Source organism: Glycomyces sp. NPDC049804, assembly GCF_040674615.1.
Classification (GTDB): domain Bacteria; phylum Actinomycetota; class Actinomycetes; order Mycobacteriales; family Micromonosporaceae; genus Glycomyces; species Glycomyces niveus.
This window is the reverse complement of the sequence record NZ_JBFAMQ010000022.1, coordinates 1-18,612: the sequence shown is the minus strand read 5'-3', so window position 1 is coordinate 18,612 and position 18,612 is coordinate 1. Positions and strand designations below refer to the sequence as shown.

19 protein-coding genes and 1 pseudogene are annotated in these 18,612 nt (G+C 70.9%); 13 read left to right on the top strand and 7 right to left on the bottom strand.

Annotated elements, in window-relative coordinates; genetic code table 11:
• Positions 1–140: 140 nt before the first annotated feature.
• From AB0K52_RS23515 to AB0K52_RS23500, 4 genes are all read left to right on the top strand, one after another.
• The gene (locus tag AB0K52_RS23515) at positions 141–1,088 is read left to right on the top strand and encodes a phosphotransferase (protein WP_363536212.1); all 948 of its coding nucleotides are present in this window, start codon (positions 141–143) and stop codon (positions 1,086–1,088) included.
• 80 nt (positions 1,089–1,168) lie between these two features.
• On the top strand, positions 1,169–2,632 hold the full coding sequence (locus AB0K52_RS23510) for a serine hydrolase domain-containing protein (RefSeq protein ID WP_363536210.1): 1,464 nt from the start codon (positions 1,169–1,171) through the stop codon (positions 2,630–2,632).
• Positions 2,629–3,630 (top strand): histidine kinase, encoded by a 1,002-nt coding sequence (locus AB0K52_RS23505; RefSeq protein ID WP_363536207.1) that lies wholly within the window; start codon positions 2,629–2,631, stop codon positions 3,628–3,630. The genes AB0K52_RS23510 and AB0K52_RS23505 overlap by 4 nt, the downstream gene beginning before the upstream one ends.
• Positions 3,627–4,280 (top strand): response regulator transcription factor, encoded by a 654-nt coding sequence (locus tag AB0K52_RS23500; RefSeq protein WP_363536204.1) that lies wholly within the window; start codon positions 3,627–3,629, stop codon positions 4,278–4,280. Before AB0K52_RS23505 ends, AB0K52_RS23500 begins: the two co-directional genes overlap by 4 nt.
• Positions 4,281–4,374: 94 nt before the next feature.
• On the opposite strand, the gene AB0K52_RS23495 is transcribed toward AB0K52_RS23500, so the two are convergent.
• Positions 4,375–5,196, bottom strand: coding sequence for a CPBP family intramembrane glutamic endopeptidase (locus tag AB0K52_RS23495; protein WP_363536201.1), 822 nt, complete (start codon positions 5,194–5,196; stop codon positions 4,375–4,377).
• A 335-nt stretch (positions 5,197–5,531) separates the two neighbouring features.
• Here AB0K52_RS23495 and AB0K52_RS23490 point away from each other — a divergent pair, with 335 nt between their 5' ends.
• The 6 genes from AB0K52_RS23490 to AB0K52_RS23465 all read left to right on the top strand — a co-directional run bounded on the left by AB0K52_RS23490 (position 5,532) and on the right by AB0K52_RS23465 (position 9,724).
• Positions 5,532–6,068, top strand: a complete 537-nt coding sequence (locus AB0K52_RS23490) for a hypothetical protein (protein ID WP_363536198.1) — start codon at positions 5,532–5,534, stop codon at positions 6,066–6,068.
• A gap of 71 nt (positions 6,069–6,139) precedes the next feature.
• Positions 6,140–6,838, top strand: coding sequence for a hypothetical protein (locus tag AB0K52_RS23485; RefSeq protein ID WP_363536195.1), 699 nt, complete (start codon positions 6,140–6,142; stop codon positions 6,836–6,838).
• An 18-nt stretch (positions 6,839–6,856) separates the two neighbouring features.
• Positions 6,857–7,420: a hypothetical protein gene (locus AB0K52_RS23480; protein WP_363536192.1), complete on the top strand. Its 564-nt coding sequence runs from the start codon at positions 6,857–6,859 to the stop codon at positions 7,418–7,420.
• 9 nt (positions 7,421–7,429) lie between these two features.
• On the top strand, positions 7,430–7,969 hold the full coding sequence (locus AB0K52_RS23475) for a GrpB family protein (RefSeq protein ID WP_363536189.1): 540 nt from the start codon (positions 7,430–7,432) through the stop codon (positions 7,967–7,969).
• A gap of 47 nt (positions 7,970–8,016) precedes the next feature.
• Positions 8,017–8,931, top strand: a complete 915-nt coding sequence (locus AB0K52_RS23470; RefSeq protein ID WP_363536186.1) for an aminoglycoside phosphotransferase family protein — start codon at positions 8,017–8,019, stop codon at positions 8,929–8,931.
• Positions 8,921–9,724 carry a TIGR02569 family protein gene (locus AB0K52_RS23465; protein WP_363536183.1) on the top strand — a complete coding sequence of 268 codons (804 nt, stop codon included), beginning with the start codon at positions 8,921–8,923 and terminating at the stop codon, positions 9,722–9,724. Before AB0K52_RS23470 ends, AB0K52_RS23465 begins: the two co-directional genes overlap by 11 nt.
• On the opposite strand, the gene AB0K52_RS23460 is transcribed toward AB0K52_RS23465, so the two are convergent.
• Positions 9,718–9,819: a DUF1963 domain-containing protein gene (locus AB0K52_RS23460; RefSeq protein ID WP_363536180.1), complete on the bottom strand. Its 102-nt coding sequence runs from the start codon at positions 9,817–9,819 to the stop codon at positions 9,718–9,720. The two genes, AB0K52_RS23465 and AB0K52_RS23460, sit on opposite strands and share 7 nt — an antisense overlap.
• A gap of 301 nt (positions 9,820–10,120) precedes the next feature.
• Here AB0K52_RS23460 and AB0K52_RS23455 point away from each other — a divergent pair, with 301 nt between their 5' ends.
• Together AB0K52_RS23455 and AB0K52_RS23450 are read left to right on the top strand one after the other, a co-directional pair.
• Positions 10,121–11,158, top strand: coding sequence for an endonuclease/exonuclease/phosphatase family protein (locus AB0K52_RS23455; RefSeq protein WP_363536177.1), 1,038 nt, complete (start codon positions 10,121–10,123; stop codon positions 11,156–11,158).
• Between the two features lie 98 nt (positions 11,159–11,256).
• Positions 11,257–11,823, top strand: a complete 567-nt coding sequence (locus AB0K52_RS23450; RefSeq protein WP_363536174.1) for a dihydrofolate reductase family protein — start codon at positions 11,257–11,259, stop codon at positions 11,821–11,823.
• A gap of 46 nt (positions 11,824–11,869) precedes the next feature.
• On the opposite strand, the gene AB0K52_RS23445 is transcribed toward AB0K52_RS23450, so the two are convergent.
• From AB0K52_RS23445 to AB0K52_RS23425, 5 genes and pseudogenes are all read right to left on the bottom strand, one after another.
• Positions 11,870–12,370 carry a GNAT family N-acetyltransferase gene (locus AB0K52_RS23445; RefSeq protein WP_363536171.1) on the bottom strand — a complete coding sequence of 167 codons (501 nt, stop codon included), beginning with the start codon at positions 12,368–12,370 and terminating at the stop codon, positions 11,870–11,872.
• Between the two features lie 126 nt (positions 12,371–12,496).
• Positions 12,497–12,928, bottom strand: a pseudogene (locus AB0K52_RS23440) (integrase core domain-containing protein); the annotation flags it as partial.
• A 118-nt stretch (positions 12,929–13,046) separates the two neighbouring features.
• Positions 13,047–15,035, bottom strand: a complete 1,989-nt coding sequence (locus tag AB0K52_RS23435; protein ID WP_363536168.1) for a hypothetical protein — start codon at positions 15,033–15,035, stop codon at positions 13,047–13,049.
• Between the two features lie 282 nt (positions 15,036–15,317).
• The gene (locus tag AB0K52_RS23430) at positions 15,318–16,307 is read right to left on the bottom strand and encodes an LD-carboxypeptidase (RefSeq protein ID WP_363536166.1); all 990 of its coding nucleotides are present in this window, start codon (positions 16,305–16,307) and stop codon (positions 15,318–15,320) included.
• 84 nt (positions 16,308–16,391) lie between these two features.
• Positions 16,392–17,456 carry a hypothetical protein gene (locus AB0K52_RS23425; RefSeq protein ID WP_363536163.1) on the bottom strand — a complete coding sequence of 355 codons (1,065 nt, stop codon included), beginning with the start codon at positions 17,454–17,456 and terminating at the stop codon, positions 16,392–16,394.
• 96 nt (positions 17,457–17,552) lie between these two features.
• On the opposite strand from AB0K52_RS23425, the gene AB0K52_RS23420 reads away from it, so the two are divergent.
• Positions 17,553–18,131, top strand: a complete 579-nt coding sequence (locus AB0K52_RS23420; RefSeq protein WP_363536160.1) for a histidine phosphatase family protein — start codon at positions 17,553–17,555, stop codon at positions 18,129–18,131.
• Positions 18,132–18,612 lie beyond the last annotated feature (481 nt).

Here is an 18,612-nt window from a genome sequence, read left to right as displayed (position 1 = left end):
TGGCGTTCACCCCCGCCTCGAGGCTCTACCCCGGACGGCGAGCGGACGTGCCGCACAGGGCGGCCTGATGCGCTCCGACGCCCCGGCCGCCCCTCGCTTATCCGCTTGCCTCCGGGCCGGGCTCGCGGAATGCTGGCCGCATGACCGGCAACCCGATCTGGCCGAACGGCGAACTCCGGCTCGACCTCCCCGTGTTCTTGGCGCGCTTCGGCATCGAGGCCACCGGACCGGCGGAGCCGCTGCTCGGCGGCGAGGACAACATCAACGCTCGGGTCGCCGCCAACGGCGGGGACGTGGTCGTGCGCGAGTACGTGCGTTCCGAGCGTGCCAAAGTCGCCGCCGAACTCGCGCTCGTCTCGCACCTCGCCCGCGGCGGATTCCCCACCCCGGCCCCGTTCACCGCCGACAACGGCGACCGGTTCGCGCTGGTCGGCGGGAAGCCGATCGCGGTGTTCCCCTTCGTTTCCGGCGACGTGCCGCCCGCGATGACCCCGGCGCTCGCCGAGGAGTGCGCGACCCTCCTGGCCCGCATGCACACCGCGAGCGCCGACTGGTCCGACGACCGCGTCCCCGTCGTCGACCGCGTCGGCCTCCTGCAGACCGCTGCGGACAGCGACGTCGCGCTCGCCGGGGCCGACCGGTGGCGGGAGGAGAACCGCGACTTCCTCGACCGGCACGCCGACGCGCTCGCGCTCCTCGCCGGGCAGCCCGCCGGGCCGCTCCACCACGACCTTCACCGCGGGAACCTCCTCGTGCGGGACGGCCGGGTCGCCGCGGTGCTCGACTTCGACGAGCTCAACCACGGCCCGCTCGTGCTCGACCTCGCGCGGCTCCTCCAGTACGCGGCTTCGGAACAGCCGGACCGGCGCCTGCCCGCGGCCGTCGCCGAGGCCGTGCTCTCGGGCTACCAGAAGGTCCGGCCGCTCACCTTGGCCGAGCTGGAGATCCTTCCGCTCGCGTTCGACCTCGCGTGGCTGGTCGACGCGGCCGGCTTCATCATCTGGGCCGCACCGCAGGTAGGCGTCGACGACGTCGAGGACTGCCACAGCTGGGCCGGGTACCTCGCCAACCGGAACGCGCACGACTGACGGACCCCTGACTTTCGTCAGGGGTGGTTCTGGAAATTCGACCGAGGGCGGGGCCTCCCGAAATCCATAGCCTTCAAGACATGCACGCGAACGAACCGCACCACCCCGCCCGACCGCGACTCGCCAGAGGCCTCGCCTTCACCGCGATCGCCCTGGCCGCCCTCACCCTCACCGCCCCGGCGGCGGCCGCCGCGCCCGCGGCCGAACTGACCCCTGAGTCGATCGACGCCTACATGACCGACCTGTACGAGACCTCGGGTGTGCCTGGGCTCTCGGTCGTCGTGACAAGCGGGGAGGAGGTCGTCCACGCCGCTGGGTACGGGCACGACTCGAACGGCGACGCGGTCACCGCGGACACGCCGTTCCGCGTCGCCTCGGTCTCGAAGTCGTTCACCGCCATGGCCGTCATGATCCTCGCCGAGGAAGGCGCGATCGCCTTGGACGAACCCGTCGCCGATCAGCTGCCCGCGTTCACGATGGCCGACCCGCGGGCCGCCGAGATCACCGTCCGCCAGCTCCTGAACCAGACCTCCGGGTTCTCCGACACCACGATCGACGTGGTCGAACTCGAAGCGGCCTCCTCCCTGGAGGACTACGTCGCCCGTCTCGCCGACGACGCCCTCGCCACCGATCCCGGCACCGACTGGGAGTACTGCAACCCGAACTTCAACGTCGCGGCCCGCCTCGTCGAGGTCGCGAGCGGGCAGCCGTTCGAGACGTTCATGGCCGAGCGCGTCTTCGGCCCGCTGGGCATGGGGCACAGCGCGACCCGCGATGAGACCCTCGACCCGGGGCGGGGCTACAACAACCTCTTCGGCGTGTGGACGCCGCGAGGCGTCGAGCCCGACGGCATGCTCGACAACTCGGGCTCGGGCGGTGTCATCACGAGCGCGGCCGACATGGGGCGGTGGCTCATCTCCCAGAACGGCGAAGGCCCGCAACTGGTGTCCGAGGCGGGACTCGCCGCGATGCACACGCCCTCCCCGGTCCAGGACTACGGCATGGGCTGGGGTGTCGAACCGGACGGCACGCTCGTGCACTCCGGGAACCTCATGACCTTCAACGCGGTCGAGTGGATCGACCCCGAGTCCGGTTACGGCATCGCGGTCCTCACCAACGGCGCCGGCATGACCGACGTGACCTACACGGCGATGGAAGCCCTGGCGGCCATGGCGAACGGCGAGGAGCCCGGGCAGCCGAGCGGCGACGGCATGATCCAGCTCGCGCTCGCCGCGCTCACGGTCGTCGCGATCGCACTGGGCGTCCTCGGCGTCGCCCGCTCCCGCAGTTGGGCCGCGAAGCGCCGGGGGCGACCGGCGTGGCGGATCGCGCTGCGCTTCATCCCGGTGCTGCTCCCCGCGGTGGTGTTCCTGTCCTACCCGGCCCTGGTCTCGCTCATCTCGAACGGCCGCACGGTGACCTGGCCGTCGGTGTTCTACTTCGCGATCCCGCTCACGCTCATGCTGCTGACCGCGGCACTGGCCGGCACGGCGACGGCGATCGCGCGCCTGCTCCGGCTCCGATCGGTAGGCTCGGCCGCATGAGACTCGGCCGCATCAGGGACCAGGCGCTGCTGGCGGTCATCGCGACGGCCGGGCTGGTCGACGGCGTGGCGACGTTCGCGGTGCCGATGTCGCGGCAGGCGCTCCTCGTCCTGGTGGCCGCAGCCGCTTATCTGCACGGGTGGCGGCTGACGGCCCGGTACGGCTGGTGGATCCTCGGCGGCGTCGCCGTCCTCGGGGCGCTGCTCGGCACCCTCAGCGACCGGGACCCGTTCATCACACTGCTCACCTTCGGGTCGTTCGTGGTGTTGCCGTGGCTGATCGGGCGGTTCCGGCGGCAGCAGGCCGACCTCATCGCCGCCGCCGCCGAGCGCGTCAGCCGCCTCGAACGGGAACGCGTACTCGTCGCGGGCCGGGCGCGGGCGCAGGAGCGGGCCCGGATCGCTACCGACATGCACGATTCGCTCGGGCACGAGCTGGCGCTCATCGCACTTCGGGCCGGGGCGCTCGAGCTCTCCCCCGCCATGACCGGGGAGAACCGCGAAGCGGCGGCCGCCTTGCGCCGCAACGCGGTCGACGCCACCGACCGGCTCCGGGAGACCATCGGGATCCTGCGCGACGAGCAGGCCCCGGCGGCACCGCTCGACGAGTCGGTCGAGGCCCTGGTCGGGCGGGCCGTCGACGCGGGCATGCGGGTCGACTTCGCGACGGACGCGGTCCCGCTGCCGCCGCTCGCGGGGCGGACCGTGCACCGGGTGGTCCAGGAGTCGCTGACGAACGCGGCGAGGTACGCGCCGGGCGCGAAGGTGGAGGTCACGGTGAAGGTCGCCGATGCGGTGGCGCGCGTGTCGGTGCGCAACAGCGGCAGGCACGTCGAGATCGCCTCGGGCAAGGGCAGCGGCCTGGTCGGCCTCGAAGAACGGGTCCGGCTCCTGGGCGGCACGTTCAAGGCCGGGCCGGTCGGCGACGGCTTCGAAGTGCGGGCCGAAGTGCCGCTTGAGAACGCCAAGCTCGACGTGACATGGCAGGGGAACCGATGATCCGCGTACTGCTCGCCGACGACGAGGCCATGATCCGGGCCGGTGTGGCGGCCATCCTCGCCACGGACCCCGGCATCGAGGTGATCGCCGAGGCGGGGGACGGCGCCGAGGCCGTGGAACTCGCCCGCGCGCACCGGCCCGACGTCGCGATGCTGGACATCCGCATGCCGAAGCTCGACGGCCTCGCGGCGGCGGCCGAGCTGCGCCGGGTGATGCCCGAGGTCGCGGTGGTCATGCTGACCACTTTCGATGAGGACGCCTATGTGGCCCAGGCGCTCTCGCAGGGCGCTAGCGGGTTCATGCTGAAAGCCGCCGATCCGCGCGAGCTGATCATCGGCGTGAAGGCCGTCGCCGACGGCGCGGCCTACCTCTCCCCGCGGATCGCCCAGCGGGTGATCACGAAGCTCAACAACGGCAGGCTCGACCGGGTCGCGCCTGCCCGGGAGCGCATCGACGCCCTCACACCGCGGGAGCGCGAAGTGCTGGCGCTCATCGGAAGGGGCGAGTCGAACCACGAGATCGCCAAGCGGCTCCACGTCTCCGAAGGCACCGTGAAGAACCACGTGAGCACCATCCTCACCCGCCTCGAAGCCAAGAACCGGGTCCAGGCGGCGATCACCGCGTACGAAGCGGGCCTCGTCGACGACTAGCGCCGGGGCGGCGCCACGGTGCCGAGGACACGGTTTTGGGGGACGAGGCCGGTGCCTCGTCCCCCAGAGCGGTGGCCGGTGTCGTTGTGAGGTCCTACAGGGAGGTGCGGCCGAGGGCGACGGCGATGACGCCGACGACGGTCAGGAGCAGGGCCGAGCCGGGGTGCATGCCGATCGAGATGCGGATGTCCTGCTTCTTGTAGGCGAGCCAGATGCCGGGGAAGAGGAACACCAGCTTCGACAGCACGGTCCAGGGCGCCCAGAAGTGGTAGATCGAGAACAGGGTCATGTTGAAGACGGGCGCCCAGTTGCCGAGCTGCGGCAGGCGGGGGAGCAGGAAGCCGCGGAAGTAGTACTCCTCGATGAGCGGCAGGATGAACCCGGTGAACGGGCCGCAGATCAGGAGGGTGGTCAGCAGCATCTCGCGGGAGTAGCCGTTGAGGTAGGAGGTGGCGCTGTCGCCGGTGCCCTCGTACTGGATCCACGAGAACGCGGCGTCGTAGAGGAAGTTGTCGAGCGGGAGCAGGGCGAGGGAGACGACCGTCATCCACAGGAGGCAGAACACGATCATGCCGGTGACCTTGCCGCGCGACACCGGCCGATCCATGTAGGACAGGAAACCGCGGAGCGTGTATTTGCCGGTCTGCTGCTTGCCGAGCCACAGCAGCCCGAACTGGAGCGGGGAGAGGACCGCGCACAGGGCGATGGCCCAGGCGAGGAACGGCGGGTATTCGATGGCCCGCACCAGAGGAGCGGCGACGAAGGCGTACACGGCGACGATGAGCGCGCCGGGGACGAGGTGGAGGGCGATCGAGAACGGGATCGAGTGCTTGTCGGCGAGCAGCTTCTCGACGAAGCGGCTGCGGTTGCGGGCGGCGGACTGGGGGGCGGCCGTGAGGCTCTGCTCGTTGTTCATGTCCAAGAGCTTGACCCCGGCGGCTGTCGCCGACCTGTCATCGCACTGACCCCGCCCCTGACACACGACAGGAACCGACGCGGCGGCGCGACACGCCGCGGCCCGGCGGCCCCTGACTCGGGTGTGTCGCCGCTCGAATCCCCCGATGACAAGGGTCCCACCGGGGTCCGACAGCGCCCGCGAACAGCCGAAACGCGCGATTGCCGGACCCATGTGGGATCGTCATGGGCATTGCTTCGGTTGGCCGGAGGCGGATGCGGGTGGGAAGGGGCATGCCCTACAACCCAAGCGGGCAGCCGGGACCGGTCCCGGCCGGCACCGCCTATGTTCCGCGCATGTCCTCCACGATCGCCCTCGCCTGGCGCCACCCCGCTGCCGCGGTGCTGCTCGCCGCGCTCGCCCTGACTGGATGCTCCGGATCCGCCGACAACGACGCAGGAAGCACCGGCACGGATGCCGTCACCACCGCCGGCGCCGAGCCGACCGAGGAGTCTTCCGCGGAGCCTTCTGAGCAGCCGACCGAGGTACCGCCTTCGGCGGCTGACGGCACCGATTACTCGAAATGCGACTCCCGCTGCGAAGTCGAAGTCCGTGCCGGCGTCGAAATCGAGTACGGGGCGTTCACGATGGTGGTCGCCGACGTCGCCGCGGACCAGGTCCAACTCAGCACGAACAACGGCGAGGGAAGTACCAGCAGCGCCTCGATCACGCCCGGGTGCACCGTCTTCTTGACCGAATCCAGCGCCGGTGTCGTCTGCAGCGGCATCCCCGAGGTGCCCCCGGAGCCCGAGGTCGCAGCGGGCCAGGTCGCGGTCGACCTGCTGCATCTGGGCGAGGACGGGACGGCGATCGTCCGCATCGTCGCGGGCTGAGCGTGCGGCGCCCGCGGCGTCGATCGGGTTAAGGTCGGGGCGCTACGGCCGCAACCGCCTTGGAGGTCACGTTGTCCTTCCCCCGACCCGACCACGCCGGCCTGCGGGCGCACTACGAGCGGGAATGGGCTGCGGGCCGGACCGCCTTCGCCGAGGGCACGTTCCATCCCGATCCGGTGCCGCGCGACGGCGTCCCGCGTTTCGGCCTCAGTTTGGTGGTCCGCGCCGAGGGCGGCTTCGCCGACCGGATCGCGGCCGAATCAGCGGCGATCGCCGCCCGCTGCCGCGGCACCCACCTCAACTACGTGCCGCGCGACCTGCACATGACCGTGCGGAGCCTCGAGGGCTTCCAGGGCACCGTGCCGCAGCACCAGATCGACCACTATCTCGGGCAGCTCAAAGCAGCGGCCGAAGACCTCGGTCCGATCGCCGCCCGTTTCGAAGGCCTCGGCGGGTCCCGGGGCGGGCTCTACGTGCGCGGCTACCCGAACGCCGACCTCCTCGAGCTGCGCCGCCGCATGCGCGACGCCCGCATCCCGATCGGCAACCTCGGCCCCGCCGGAGGCGATGGCGACCGGTACCGGGACAACGCCCACATCACGTTGCTCGTCCCGCGCGAAGCGGTCCCCGAACCCGAGGTCGCCGCCTACGTCGACGCCCGCACCGGCGTCGACTTCGGCTCGATCACCACCCGCGAGATCGCGCTCGTCCGCTGGCGCCCCGACCTTCGCGCCGCCAACATCGAAGTGATCGAACGCGTCACCTGGTAAGCCCCGCAAGGAGAACCGATGCTCCGCATCGAGTGGACACCGCACGAGCGCAAGCCGCAGGCGGCGATCGACGAGCTGCACGCCGACCTGCATGCCTCCATCGAGATCGACGGGCCGACGGACTTCGCCGCCCTCGTCTGCGCCGCCCAGCTGCTCGAGACGCGTTACGTGATGGCGCACCTCCGCGGGTTCGGCGACCGCGAACGCACCCTCGACTACACCGACATCGTCGAACTCTTCGAGAACCTGGACGCGGCGCTAGAGGCGCTCGCGGCCGGGCGGACCGGGATCATCGCGTTCTACCCCGGATCCGGCGCCGAGTATCCCGTCTTCGAGTGCGTCGCAGACGAAGTCCGGCTGTTCAGGGTGCCCTGGCTCGACGCGGAACGGCTCGACCGGTCCCGGCCGCTGCCCGAGGACCTCAAGGCCGCCCCGAGCGCGACGTCCGGGCGGGCGCAGCTCATCGGCCATCTCGAGGAACTGCGCGGCTCCTTCGCGCGGTCGGCCGTCGCGCACGATCCCCGTCTCGCGCAGTACGACCCGATCCGCCGCTGGCTGGCCGCCCGCGGATCCGACGAGTAGAGGAAGCGCATGTCGATCGGTCTTCGCGTCGTCGAATACGAACCCGACTGGCCGCGGCAGGCGGCCGCGATGATCGGCGCTCTCGATGCCGCCGCGCCCGGCCTGTTCGCCGCGATCGAGCACATCGGGTCGACGGCGGTGCCCGGGCTGGCGGCCAAGCCGATCATCGACCTGATGGCCGCCGTGCCGGAACTCGATGCGGTGCCGCCGCATGAGGCGGCGCTGGCCGGGCTCGGGTTCTTGCCGCACGACAACGGGATGCGCGATCGTGCGCTGTTCGTGCGCGCGGACGACGGGGTCCGCACCCACATCCTGCACGTGGTCACCGAGGCGAGCTGGCCGGCGCGGAACCAGCGGCTGCTGCGGGACTTCCTGCGCGCCAATCCGGAGGACGCGGACCGGTACGCCCGGCTCAAGCGCGGGATCGTCGCCGCGGGCATCGGGCCGGGCGAGTACGCGCGGGCGAAGACGGCGCTGGTGCAGGAGTTGACGGACAAGGCCCGCGCTGAGGTCGGGCTGGCGCCGGTGCCGGTCTGGGAGAAGGGGTAGCCGGCAATCCAGTTGCCGGGGCACCGGGGACGGCTTAGCCTGCGGTGATGTGGAAACCCATGATCGACGCCGCAGTGGTCCGCGAGCGGATCGCCGGGGAGATCGGCCCGGTCGCCGCGTGGGAGGCCGTCACCGAGGGGGAGAACTCGCAGGCTTACCGGGCCGTCGCCGACGGCCGCGACATCGTTGTGCGCGTGAACCTCCGGCGGGAGGGCTTCGACCTGGACGCTTGGGCGAGCCGGCTCGACCACGGCATCAGGGTTCCTGACGTGCTCGCGATCGGCGCGCTCGACGGGGCTTGGTTCTGCGTGAGCACTCGCCTGGCCGGGTCGCGGCTCTGCGACCTGGACCTGCCTGCGGCTGAGGCCGCCGCGCCCGCCGTTGCCGAGACCCTGCGCCGCATCCACGACGTCCCCGTGGCCGCCGGAGGCTACGGCGGGATCGATCCGGTCACCGGCAGCGGCCGCGCCCCGTCGTGGGCGAGCGCCGTCGCATGGGGTGTGCCCGAGTCCTGGTCCGAGATCGCCGATCAGGCCGATCGGGCATTCCTGGAGGAGCTCGCGGCATCGGTGCTGGCCGAGGTGCGGACGCTTCCGGACTTCGACCGGCTGCTGCACGGCGACTTCACCGGCGACAACCTGATCGTCGGCGAGGACGGCGGGATCGGCGTCATCGACTGGGAGACCGCGATGGTCGGCGACCCGCTGTGGGACGTGGCCTACCAGTTGTTCTGGAGCCGGGTCATGGCGAACATGGTCCCGCAGGCGCGCGCGGCGGCCGCGGGCGCGACTCTTGAAGGCCTCGACCGCATCCGCTGCTACATGCTGGTCACCGGCCTGCGGTCGGCGTCGTTCTATCTCGGCCAGACCCGCACGCCCGCGCTCGATCTGATGATCGACATGCTGCGGGGCATGCCGAAAGCCCCCGCAACGGTCGCGGACTTCCTGCCCGATGCCGCATAAGCCGCCGCAAGACGTCCTCGCCGCGTTCGCCGCCGCCGGCGAGCCGCGGCTGCTCGACGGCGGCCAAGGCGAGACCTGGCGGGTCGGCGGCATCGTCCTCAAACCGGCGGGCCTGGCGGCGGAGGTCCGTTGGCGGGCTTCGGTGCTCGACGCGCTGCCCGACACCGACCGGGTCCGCTTCGCCCGGCCGTTGCGCGCGGCCTCCGGCGACTGGCTGCACGAGGGCTGGGAGGCCTGGCACCACCTGCCCGGGCGCACCGATCCGAGGCGCTGCGACGACGCCGTCGAAGCCGGTGCGGCGTTCCACGGACTGCTCGCGGACGTGCCGCGCCCGAACTTCCTGGCCGTCCGGGACAACTGGTGGAGCCGCGCCGACCGCGTCTCCTGGGACCTGGACGCCGTCGTGCGGGCGCCCGCCCTGCGACGGCTGACGGCGGCCAGGGTGCCGGTTTCGGTCAGGGAGCAGCTGGTGCACGGCGACCTGCTCGGCAACGTCCTCTACGAGCCGGGCCTGCCTCCGGCGATCATCGACTGGGCGCCGTACTGGCGCCCGACGTCCTGGGCGGCGGCGGTGGCCGTGGTCGACGCGTTGTGCTGGCACGGCGGCGACGCGGCGCTGGTCGAACGTTGGGCCCATCTCGCCGCGTGGCCGCAGATGCTGCTGCGCGCCTTGCTGTACCGCATGCTCACCGACCTGGAGGCCGCCCGATCACGCGGCGAGGGCTGGGAGCCGCATCCGGCGTACGGGCCGGTCGCGGCGTTGGTCCTCGGTCGGATCGAAGGCGCTCAGTAGCGGCTCCAGGAGCACTCGACCCTGTCGAACCGGCGGGCCGCGAGGACCTCGCGGCCGATGGTCCACTCGAAGGCGCCGCAGTCGCCCCAGGTCATGCCTCGCCCGGGTCGTAGTCCCTGCGGGCCAAGCGGATAGGCAAGTCGAACGCCGCCGGGTCAGGGCGCGCGACAGGTCGGGTATCTGCGCGTTCGGCGCGCGCGGGGCCTCCCCGGCGACCGAAGCGGCCACCGGCGAACCGCCGTCGGCGCGCCGCAGTCCGATCGAATCCCGCCACGGCGCCCGCCGCTCGCCAAGCGTCTCCATCCCCGCGTTCCCCATCCCCGACCAGCCCATCCGCATGCCGGGGTCGCCTTGGCCGCGTTCGGCTATGGACGGGGGACTGTAAGCTCCCGGCGCATGAGCGATGCCACCGTCTTGTTGGAGACCGTCCCTGGAAGCGGGGCTGCGAAGCCGCGTCCCTGGTACCGGTGGCGGTGGCTGCGGGTGCTGTCGTGGGTCGGGACGGCCGGTGCGGTGGTGTACGCGCTGGTGCGGCTGCTGGGGTTGGAGACCGGGTTCTTCCTGGTGACGACGGTGGCGTTCGTGCCGTACTTCGTGGTCGCCGCGCTCGTCGGGGCGGGGATGCAGGCGGCGATCCGGCACTGGCTCGCCGCGGGGGTCACCGCGGCCGCCGCGGTCGGGCTCGCGGTGGTGCTCGTGCCGCGGGTCGTGGCCGACGAGCAGCCGCAGGCCGCCGGCGGGGCGGAGCTGACGGTGATGTCGGTGAACCTGTATGTGGGGAACGCGGACTTCGACGCGATCATGGCGATGATCGAAGAGCACCAGCCCGACCTGCTGAGCGTCCAGGAACTCACCCCCGGCGCGCCCGACGCGTTCGCCGAGCGGGGCCTGGACGAGATGATGCCGTACTCGATCCTCGAACCGGACGACCTCGCGGTCGGGACCGGCCTGTACTCGCGGTACCCGCTCGAGCGGATCGAGACGGTCGGGCGCGACGCGATCTTCTACCAGATCGCCGCCGAGATCGACCTGCCCGAGGGCACCGACATCCGCTTCATGGCCGCGCACCCGGCCGCGCCCGCCTCCGCCGAGCGGATCCCGTTGTGGGAGGAGGACTACGAGCAGCTGCCGCGCCCTGACGGCGGCCTGCCGTGGGTGCTCGCCGGGGACTTCAACGCCACGATCGACCACCAGAACATGCGAGAACTGCTCGACTCGGGGTACACGGACGCCGCCGAGGCCATGGGGGAAGGACTCGACGCCACCTGGCAGCCGACCGAGGGCTACCTGAACGGCCTGGTCAAGATCCCCGCCGTCACCCTCGACCATGTGATCGCCGAGGAAGGCATCGAAGTGCTCGACTGGGAAGTGCTCGACAAGCGCAACAGCGACCACGCCCCGATCGTGGCCCGCCTGCGGCTCCCCGCCGCCTGATCCGCGAGAAAGTTTTCCCGGCAAGCGATGAATCCCCGCGGGGCGCCTCGTCATAGTGAGTGAGAGCAACAAGAATTCACTACTGAAAGGCCAGTCACATGCGTCAGCTCATCATCACCGCGTTCGTGTCCCTCGACGGCGTCATGGAGGCCCCCGGCGGCGAGGCCGGGTACCGCAACACCGGCTGGACCTTCAAGGACATCGAGTTCGTGCCCGAGGCCTACGAGCTCAAGGAGCGCGAGCAGAACGAGGCCGGGGCGCTGCTGCTGGGCCGCCGCTCCTACGAGGCGTTCGCGCCCGTGTGGCCGACGATGGTCGACGAGTTCGCCGGCTACAACTCCATGCCCCGCTACGTCGTCTCCACCACCCTCGAGCACGACGACGAGCGCTGGCCGGCCACGATCCTCCGCTCGCTCGACGACGTCGCCGCGCTCAAGGAGACCGAAGGCGGCCCGATCTCGGTGCACGGCAGCGCGACCCTCGGGCAGAGCCTCGCGGACGCCGGGCTCGTCGACCGCTACCACCTGCTGGTCTTCCCGAAGCTCCTCGGCGCGGGCAAGCGCCTGTTCAGCACCACCGACAAGGATGCGACCCTGCTGAACCTGGTCGAGCACGAGGTCTACAAGAACGGCATCCAGAAGCAGGTCTTCGACGTCGTCAAGTAGTGGGCAGTCTTCATGGGCCGGAAGCGATTCCGGCCCATAATGCTGCTCAGTCCTCGACGCGGTGGTCCTTCGGGAGCACCGACCGCGCGCACGGCAGCTCGGCCCCGCTGATCAGCTCGGTCTTGCGCTCGCCGTCGGGGACGAAGCCGTACCGCGTGTAGAAGCGGCGGCTGATCTCGTTGCCCTCGAGCTCCCACACCCGCACCGGCCAGAGCCCCTGCTCGGCGAGCCACCGCTCGCCTTCGCGCATGAGGGCGCGGCCCGCACCGCGGCTCCAGTGGTCGGGGTGGACGTAGAGCATCCGCACTTCGCCGGGGGTGCCGGGCCCGGCCTCCTCCTCGGTCGCCTCCGTGTGGTCCCAGGTGAAGACCGCGAAGCCGATGACGTACGGGCCCTTCTCGGCCACGAGGGTGAGTTCGAGGTCGGGACGGTCGGCGAGGCGGCGCACGTAGCGTTCGGAGGCCACTTCGGGGAGCCCGGCGAGCACGTCGGCGTCGATCAGGCCGGCGTAGGCCGCTCGCCATGCCGCGGTGCGGATTTGAACCATCTCATCGGCGTCTGCGGGGGTTGCCGTTCGGATCTTCATGTCTACCAACCGTGCCTGAAGGTCCACAAGAAAGCAACCATTGACGCGCGCCGAATTGCCGGAGCAACCCGCCTGTGCAAGAAACGTCTAGTTGCATTGCCCTGTGAGGTTGGGAACGCGGGCGGCGGGTGATTGGCCTCCGAGTGCGGTGTGGCCGCGGTGGTGGTTATACCAGTGCAGCCATGCCGGGAGGGCGTCGCGGCGCTCGCTTTCTGACCGGTAGGGGCGGGCGTAGGCCCATTCGTCGGCCAGGGTGCGGTGGAAGCGTTCGGCTTTCCCGTTGGCCTGGGGTCGGTATGGACGGATCCGCTTGTGCTTGATGTCGACGTCGGCCAGTAGGTCTCGCCACAGGTGCGAGCGGTGGCCGGGGCCGTTGCCGGTCAGGATCCGCTCGACACCGATGGCCCGGACGTGTTCCAGGGCGCGGGCCATGAAACTGGTCGCGGTCTCCTTGGTCTCGTCGGGCAGGATCTCGGTGCGGGCGGTGCGGGAGTGATCGTCCAAGGCCGTGTGCAGGTAGGCGCAGCCGAGCTTGGATGCAGTGATCATCCCGACCTGGCCAAAAGGCTGAGGGGTCACCAGTCACGGCCTTCACCGGAAAAGGGCCCGGCAGGTTGTCCCGCCGGGCCCTGTACTCCTACTTCAGGCCGAAGGACCGGATCGTGGTCTGCTCGACCTCGGTTCCGGCATCGTCGGTCGCGGTGAAGCGGGTCGAGGCGAACTCGGCGCCTTCAGGGTGTTCGAGGGTCGCGGTCGCGGTGCAGCCGTCGAAGTCGAGCGGGACGTCGGTCCAGGAGACGCCGTCGTCGTAGGAGACCTGGAAGGTCATCGACTCGGCGGTGACCGGTGCCGCGTGCCGTGCGACGGCCAGGTCGAGGCTGATCTCGAGCGGTTCAGCGGCGACCGCGTAGCCGCGTTCGACGCCTTCGGAGCGCATCGCCACGACCGGCAGCGACGGCCGCGACTCCTCACCGTCGGCCAGCGCAGTGGGGTCGAGGTCGAACGACCAGGCCAAGGTGTTGCTCGTGCCGAACGGCACCGTGTCGGTGCCGCGGGTCGACTCGGAGGTCAGCGTGTAGCGGCCGGCCTCGGTGAGCGCGGCGTCAACGACCAGTGCCGAACCGGCGCCGTCGAACTCGCCCAGCACTTCGCCGTCGAGGCTGAGTTCGGCGGTGCCGCTGTAGCCGATGAGCTTGACGTTCTCGCCGTTGTAGCCCACGGCCGGGAAGAGGTATGTCGTCGCGGCGGGGTCGCCGCCGTAGAGGACCATCTCGGGGGCCCCGGCGCCGAACAGGCCGTGGCCCTTGGTGACAGCGGTGTCGCCTGTTTCGAGCACGGCACCGGTGTAGGTGTCGGAGAAGCCGTCGATCATTATGCCTTCGGCGTTGAAGACGCCGAACTCGTTGTAGCCGTTCCACTCGACCTCGGGTCCGGCGCTGCGGTAGTTGGTGCGTGTCGAAGGCGCTTCAGTGGGGATCCCCAGGCACCAGCCGCCGTTCACCGAGCCGGTCGGGTTGCCCGAGTCGCAGGTCGTGCCCGACAGGTCGGCGCCGAAGCTGTTGTAGGTGGTCTTCTCTACCGCGAGTTCGTCATCCGAGACGTAGAACGACAGATCCTCGGGGTAGCCGCCGATCTCGCCGAACGCGAGGTTGTACAGGTACGGCTCCTCAGCGTCCGCGGGGCTCGACAGCAGCGGCTGGTAGATGAAGTCGAGTACTGGTCCTTCGGGCATCTCGGGTTCGGGCAGCACGTAGACGTCGGTGTCCGGCCCGGGGAAGGCCGTGATCCCGGAGCCGGTCCCTTCGGCCTGGGACGCGCCCTGGAATCCGACGCCGAGGATCGCGCTGTCGACGACGGCGTCCGGCTGGTCGACATCGACGGTGACCGGCGAGGCGTCGGCGCCGTTGAACTCGGTCTTGACGGGCTTGTTCCCGAGGGTCACTGCGGTGATCCCCATGACGAGTTCGGTCTGCGAGCCGTCGGCGTCCTCGTTCCAGACCTCGCCGAACACGAGATACTCGCCCTTGGGCAGCTCCGCTGTCGCGACGCCCTTTTCGTCGAACGAGAAGTACCCCTCTTCGCCGGTGGCGGCGTTATAGGCGCCGATGAGGTTCCCGTCAGGGACCTCCCCCGAGATGTCGGCGATGGCGACTGTGAGCTTCTGCGTGTCGCCCTTGGCGGCCATCTCGCTCCCGGCCGGCACGAGGCCGTCGTAGTCGCGGGCATCGAGTTCGGCCGCAGGGACGGCGGCTGCGGCGGTGTGGCCGCCTTCCAGCAACTGCGACACGTTGTACCGCCGCGCGTCCTCCTCTCCGAAGCGGATCGCCTCCACCTTGTCGGAAGGGAACACGATCCGGTCCCCCGAAGGCGTGGTGAGCGCCAAGAAGTGGACGTCCTCCCGGCCCGCGGCCGGTGCAACACCGGTGACGCCGTTGGGCGCCACGGTCACCCGGTCGCCGGTTGGAAGGACGACGGTGCCCACGGCCGCCGACGACACCGGCACCGCCTCGGCCGCCGCCGGCGGCCCGGACTCGTTCGCATTCGCGTTCGCCAACGGAATCACGGCCATCCCTGCCACCGCGAACCCACCGACGGCCGCCGCCGCCATGCTCTTTCGTCTCCGCATGGAGAGTCTCCTCTGAATTGGAAGGACCAGAAGGCGCGCACCGACCAGGAGACGCGGCAGACGACGAGAACGGTTGCGCCGACCTCACGGAAATTGTTCGCACCAAGAACATGGCGAGCAGGTAGGTGTGGCGGCGGCGAGGTGTCCGTCGGGTACGCGGCCGAGGAGCGCCGCCGCCCGGCCGGAGCCCGCTGGCCCGCAACGTTTGCTACGAGCAGTACCCGTCGGCCCGGCGATATCCGAGACCGCCCGGCCGCTCAGCGCGGCCGGGCACGACGGACCTCAGGACAGGCCCTGGTCGACGGGCGATTCCAGGAGCCGCAGGGTCCGGGCGGTGGCATCCACCTCGGCTCGCGTGCCGATGGGCATCGGCAGGTTGGGGCCGGTATGTCCGAAGTCGACACCCGCGAGGACGGGGAAGCGGTAGTCGCCGAGCACGTCGAGGACGACGTCCCGCACCGAGACCGGTCCGCCAGGGGCTCCATCGGGGATCGCGACGTCGAGCGGGATGCCCACCACCATGGCGCTGACGCGGTCGAAGACGCCCTGCATGCGCAGCACGTGGAGCTGGTTCCAGACGTGGCCGAGGTTGCGGCCCACGTCCTCCCAAAAGAACACCGCGCCGTCCCAGGTCTCGGGCGCGAACGCGTACGGCGAGGCCTGCACATTGATGATCCGGTCGAGCAGGCCCCCGACGAGCCGGCCCGCGGCCTTGCCGGGCTTCCAGGTCTCCCAGGCGTTCTCGGCCGGGAGGCTCACGTCGTCGATCTTGCCGGTGAGCAGGCCGAAGACGAGGTCGCGGATCGCGGCGTGGCGCTCGGGGGACTGGGGCCAGTGGACGCCGCTGAAGCCGTGAGCGAGGTCGGCGTGGAAGCCGACGAGTCCGGTCTGGGAGTGCAGGGCCAGGTGGAGGGCGGTGATGTCGCTGTAGCCCAGGAGTGGCTTGGGGTCGCGGCGGACGGCGTCGTAGTCGATGCGGTCGAGGTAGGCGGTGGTGCCGTTGCCGCCGTTGAAGGCGATGATCGCGCGGACCTCGGGGTCGACGAGGAGCCCGTTGAGCTCGGCCGCCTGGACCTCGGGCGCGGCCGCGCGCCAGAAGTGGTGGTCGCCGGATTCGACGAGGGGCGTCACGCGGGCGCGGAAGCCGAGGTCTTCGATGACGGCGACCGCCGCGCGCAGCTCGTGGTGCCGCTCGAGCGGAGCGGGACCGGACGGAGCCGCGATCGCGACCGTGTCGCCGGGCTCCAATCGCTTGGGACGCAGGGGTTCCATGAAGACAATGCCTCCTTCGTGGGGAACGGGGCCGCCCACAGCCTACGGCTGGGGCGGCCCCGGTGCAATCCTTGAGTGAAAGCGTTATCGCACCGGCAGGGCGGGCTCGATGACCTCGTGCGAGCCGTCCAGCACCGGGTTCGCCTTGCGGGCCTTGCGGACCGTGAGCGCGATACCGGCGGCCGCGACGAGCACCGAGGCCGCGAAACCGGCGAGCGTCGCCGCGTCGGGGGCGACGAACGACTGGCCGCGCACCGCCTGCACCGCCGTCGTGGCGAAGACCCCCAGGTAGCCGACGGAGAGCCAGCGCACGATCGCGGCGCGGAAGCGCTCGTCCCGCATCCAGGCGCGGCGGGCCGCGACGAAGCCCAAGAGCATCGCGACGCCGATGAGGACATGGATGCCGTGCAGGCCGATGAAGTGGGGGACGCGCATGTCGCCGCCGGTGGTCGACCAGCCGGTGAGGAACATGCCGTTGCCGTCCAGGTCGCCGACGCCGTGCCCGGCGTTGAGGACGACCTCGTCGCCGTTGGCGTCCACCGCCGTGCGCTCGCCCTGGCCGCCGACGGTGACGATGAAGAACGCGGCGAACATGCCGAGGGTCGAGAGCAGCAGGCCCCAGCGGACGACCGCGGTGACGGCCTTGTCGCCGATGCGCTGGAACAGCACGATCACGGCGATCACCAGGTTGGCCATGAACATGACCGGCACGAACTGGAAGGCGAGCTGCACGACCTGGTTGAACGGGTCCTCGGAGGTGTTGAAGTGGCTGTAGGTGCCCATCGCGGCGGCCGCGACGATGACGCCGACCTCGGCCGCGCTGATGACGGCGAAGAGCGTGCCGAAGGCCCAGCCGGTGCGGCGGAGCTTCGTCATGTGGGAGAGGAGCCAGGCGAGGCTCAGGCAGTAGGTGGCGAAGGAGAAGCCGAACTTGAAGGCCTTGATCCAGACGCTCTCGCCGTTGATGAGGCGGTCGTCGAAGGGGATCGCGGCGAGGGAGGCGAGGGCGACGACGCCGCAGGCGATGCCGAGGACGAGGAGCGGGCGGTGCCAACGGCGGCCGCCCTGGGTGAGGGCGAGGCCTGACGCGGCGGCCTGTTCGGTGAGGGAGGCGCTGCGGTGGCGGGCGGCGGCGGGGGTCTTGTTCATGGCTATGACGTTATGGCGATCCGCGTTGCGGCACATTGACGTTGGCCGCCGAATAAAAGGTGGGGCCAGCCTTACCTCCGGCGCTACGCTGCGGCGATGGGAATCGTGTACATAGTGCAGCACGGCGAGAAGGAGCGGGTCCCGGGCGATCCGGGCCTGACGGCGCGCGGGCGGGAGCAGGCGGCGCTGGCCGCGGCGTGGCTGCGGGACAAGGGACTCAGGGCGGTGTACGCGAGCCCGCTGGCGCGGGCGCGGCAGACCGCGGAAGCGGTCGCGGCGGTGGCGGGCCTGCCGGTGCTGGTCGATGCGCGGGTGGCGGAGCGGATGAACTGGGACGGGAGCGTGCCGCTCGAGCGGTTCGCCGAGGACTGGGCACGGGCCAGCGCGGACCGGGATTTCGTTCCGGTGGTGGGCGACTCGTCGCGGGCGGCGGGGGCGCGGTTCAGGGAGTTCCTGGAGGAGCGCGGCGGCGACGAGCCGATCGCGGTGGCGTGCCATGGCGGGGTGACGGTGGACCTGCTGCGGACGCTCGTCGGGGACGCGGCGGTGCCGGAGGCGCTGCTCGCGGACGGTGTGCCGTCGGGGGCGATCACGGTGATCGACGGCCTGCGCCCGGTGTCGATCGCCTCCACGGGCCACCTCGATGGCCTGGAGACCGGGCACCGGCCCGGGTGAGGCCGCGGCGAACCCGTTTCGCCACAGCCGTCCGCTCACCCTCCCCCTCTCTCCATGATGCGGCGGTTGTAGGCGCTGCCGGGTGATCCAGCGGTTGGCGCCGCAGCCTGGTCGGCCGGGGAACCGTCGGCCGGAGGGCCTCTCTGCCGCTGTCGTGCCTCGCACCGGTGCCCGGATCGGCGTATCTCCCCTGGGCACGGCACTGCCGGTGTACCGGCGCTGCATGCTTACTCCGCACGCCTCTCACCGGTGTGTCCCCAGGCGATTCGCCTTGCTGCGGCGATCCGTCCCGAGAGCGCACTGCGGCACCTCGGCGGGTCGTGCTTCCCTTGCACACCATGATGACGCCGGTGCGCGAGGGCCTGTTCGCCGTGCGCGTGCGGCGGTGCGAGCCCGGGTCCTCGATTGCCCGGCCGAGCAGTGCCCTACGCGCGCTGGCGGTCTCACTGGTCTTGCCGTGGTGTGCCTCGTTCAAAGCACT

Excerpts from the sequence above, each read along its gene's own strand:
- AB0K52_RS23515 (WP_363536212.1), top strand. The coding sequence starts at position 141 with ATGACCGGCAACCCGATCTGGCCGAACGGCGAACTCCGGCTCGACCTC.
- AB0K52_RS23510 (WP_363536210.1), top strand. The coding sequence starts at position 1,169 with ATGCACGCGAACGAACCGCACCACCCCGCCCGACCGCGACTCGCCAGA.
- AB0K52_RS23505 (WP_363536207.1), top strand. The coding sequence starts at position 2,629 with ATGAGACTCGGCCGCATCAGGGACCAGGCGCTGCTGGCGGTCATCGCG.
- AB0K52_RS23500 (WP_363536204.1), top strand. The coding sequence starts at position 3,627 with ATGATCCGCGTACTGCTCGCCGACGACGAGGCCATGATCCGGGCCGGT.
- AB0K52_RS23495 (WP_363536201.1), bottom strand. The coding sequence starts at position 5,196 with ATGAACAACGAGCAGAGCCTCACGGCCGCCCCCCAGTCCGCCGCCCGC.
- AB0K52_RS23490 (WP_363536198.1), top strand. The coding sequence starts at position 5,532 with ATGTCCTCCACGATCGCCCTCGCCTGGCGCCACCCCGCTGCCGCGGTG.
- AB0K52_RS23480 (WP_363536192.1), top strand. The coding sequence starts at position 6,857 with ATGCTCCGCATCGAGTGGACACCGCACGAGCGCAAGCCGCAGGCGGCG.
- AB0K52_RS23475 (WP_363536189.1), top strand. The coding sequence starts at position 7,430 with ATGTCGATCGGTCTTCGCGTCGTCGAATACGAACCCGACTGGCCGCGG.
- AB0K52_RS23470 (WP_363536186.1), top strand. The coding sequence starts at position 8,017 with ATGTGGAAACCCATGATCGACGCCGCAGTGGTCCGCGAGCGGATCGCC.
- AB0K52_RS23465 (WP_363536183.1), top strand. The coding sequence starts at position 8,921 with ATGCCGCATAAGCCGCCGCAAGACGTCCTCGCCGCGTTCGCCGCCGCC.
- AB0K52_RS23460 (WP_363536180.1), bottom strand. The coding sequence starts at position 9,819 with ATGACCTGGGGCGACTGCGGCGCCTTCGAGTGGACCATCGGCCGCGAG.
- AB0K52_RS23455 (WP_363536177.1), top strand. The coding sequence starts at position 10,121 with ATGAGCGATGCCACCGTCTTGTTGGAGACCGTCCCTGGAAGCGGGGCT.
- AB0K52_RS23450 (WP_363536174.1), top strand. The coding sequence starts at position 11,257 with ATGCGTCAGCTCATCATCACCGCGTTCGTGTCCCTCGACGGCGTCATG.
- AB0K52_RS23445 (WP_363536171.1), bottom strand. The coding sequence starts at position 12,370 with ATGGTTCAAATCCGCACCGCGGCATGGCGAGCGGCCTACGCCGGCCTG.
- AB0K52_RS23435 (WP_363536168.1), bottom strand. The coding sequence starts at position 15,035 with ATGCGGAGACGAAAGAGCATGGCGGCGGCGGCCGTCGGTGGGTTCGCG.
- AB0K52_RS23430 (WP_363536166.1), bottom strand. The coding sequence starts at position 16,307 with ATGGAACCCCTGCGTCCCAAGCGATTGGAGCCCGGCGACACGGTCGCG.
- AB0K52_RS23425 (WP_363536163.1), bottom strand. The coding sequence starts at position 17,456 with ATGAACAAGACCCCCGCCGCCGCCCGCCACCGCAGCGCCTCCCTCACC.
- AB0K52_RS23420 (WP_363536160.1), top strand. The coding sequence starts at position 17,553 with ATGGGAATCGTGTACATAGTGCAGCACGGCGAGAAGGAGCGGGTCCCG.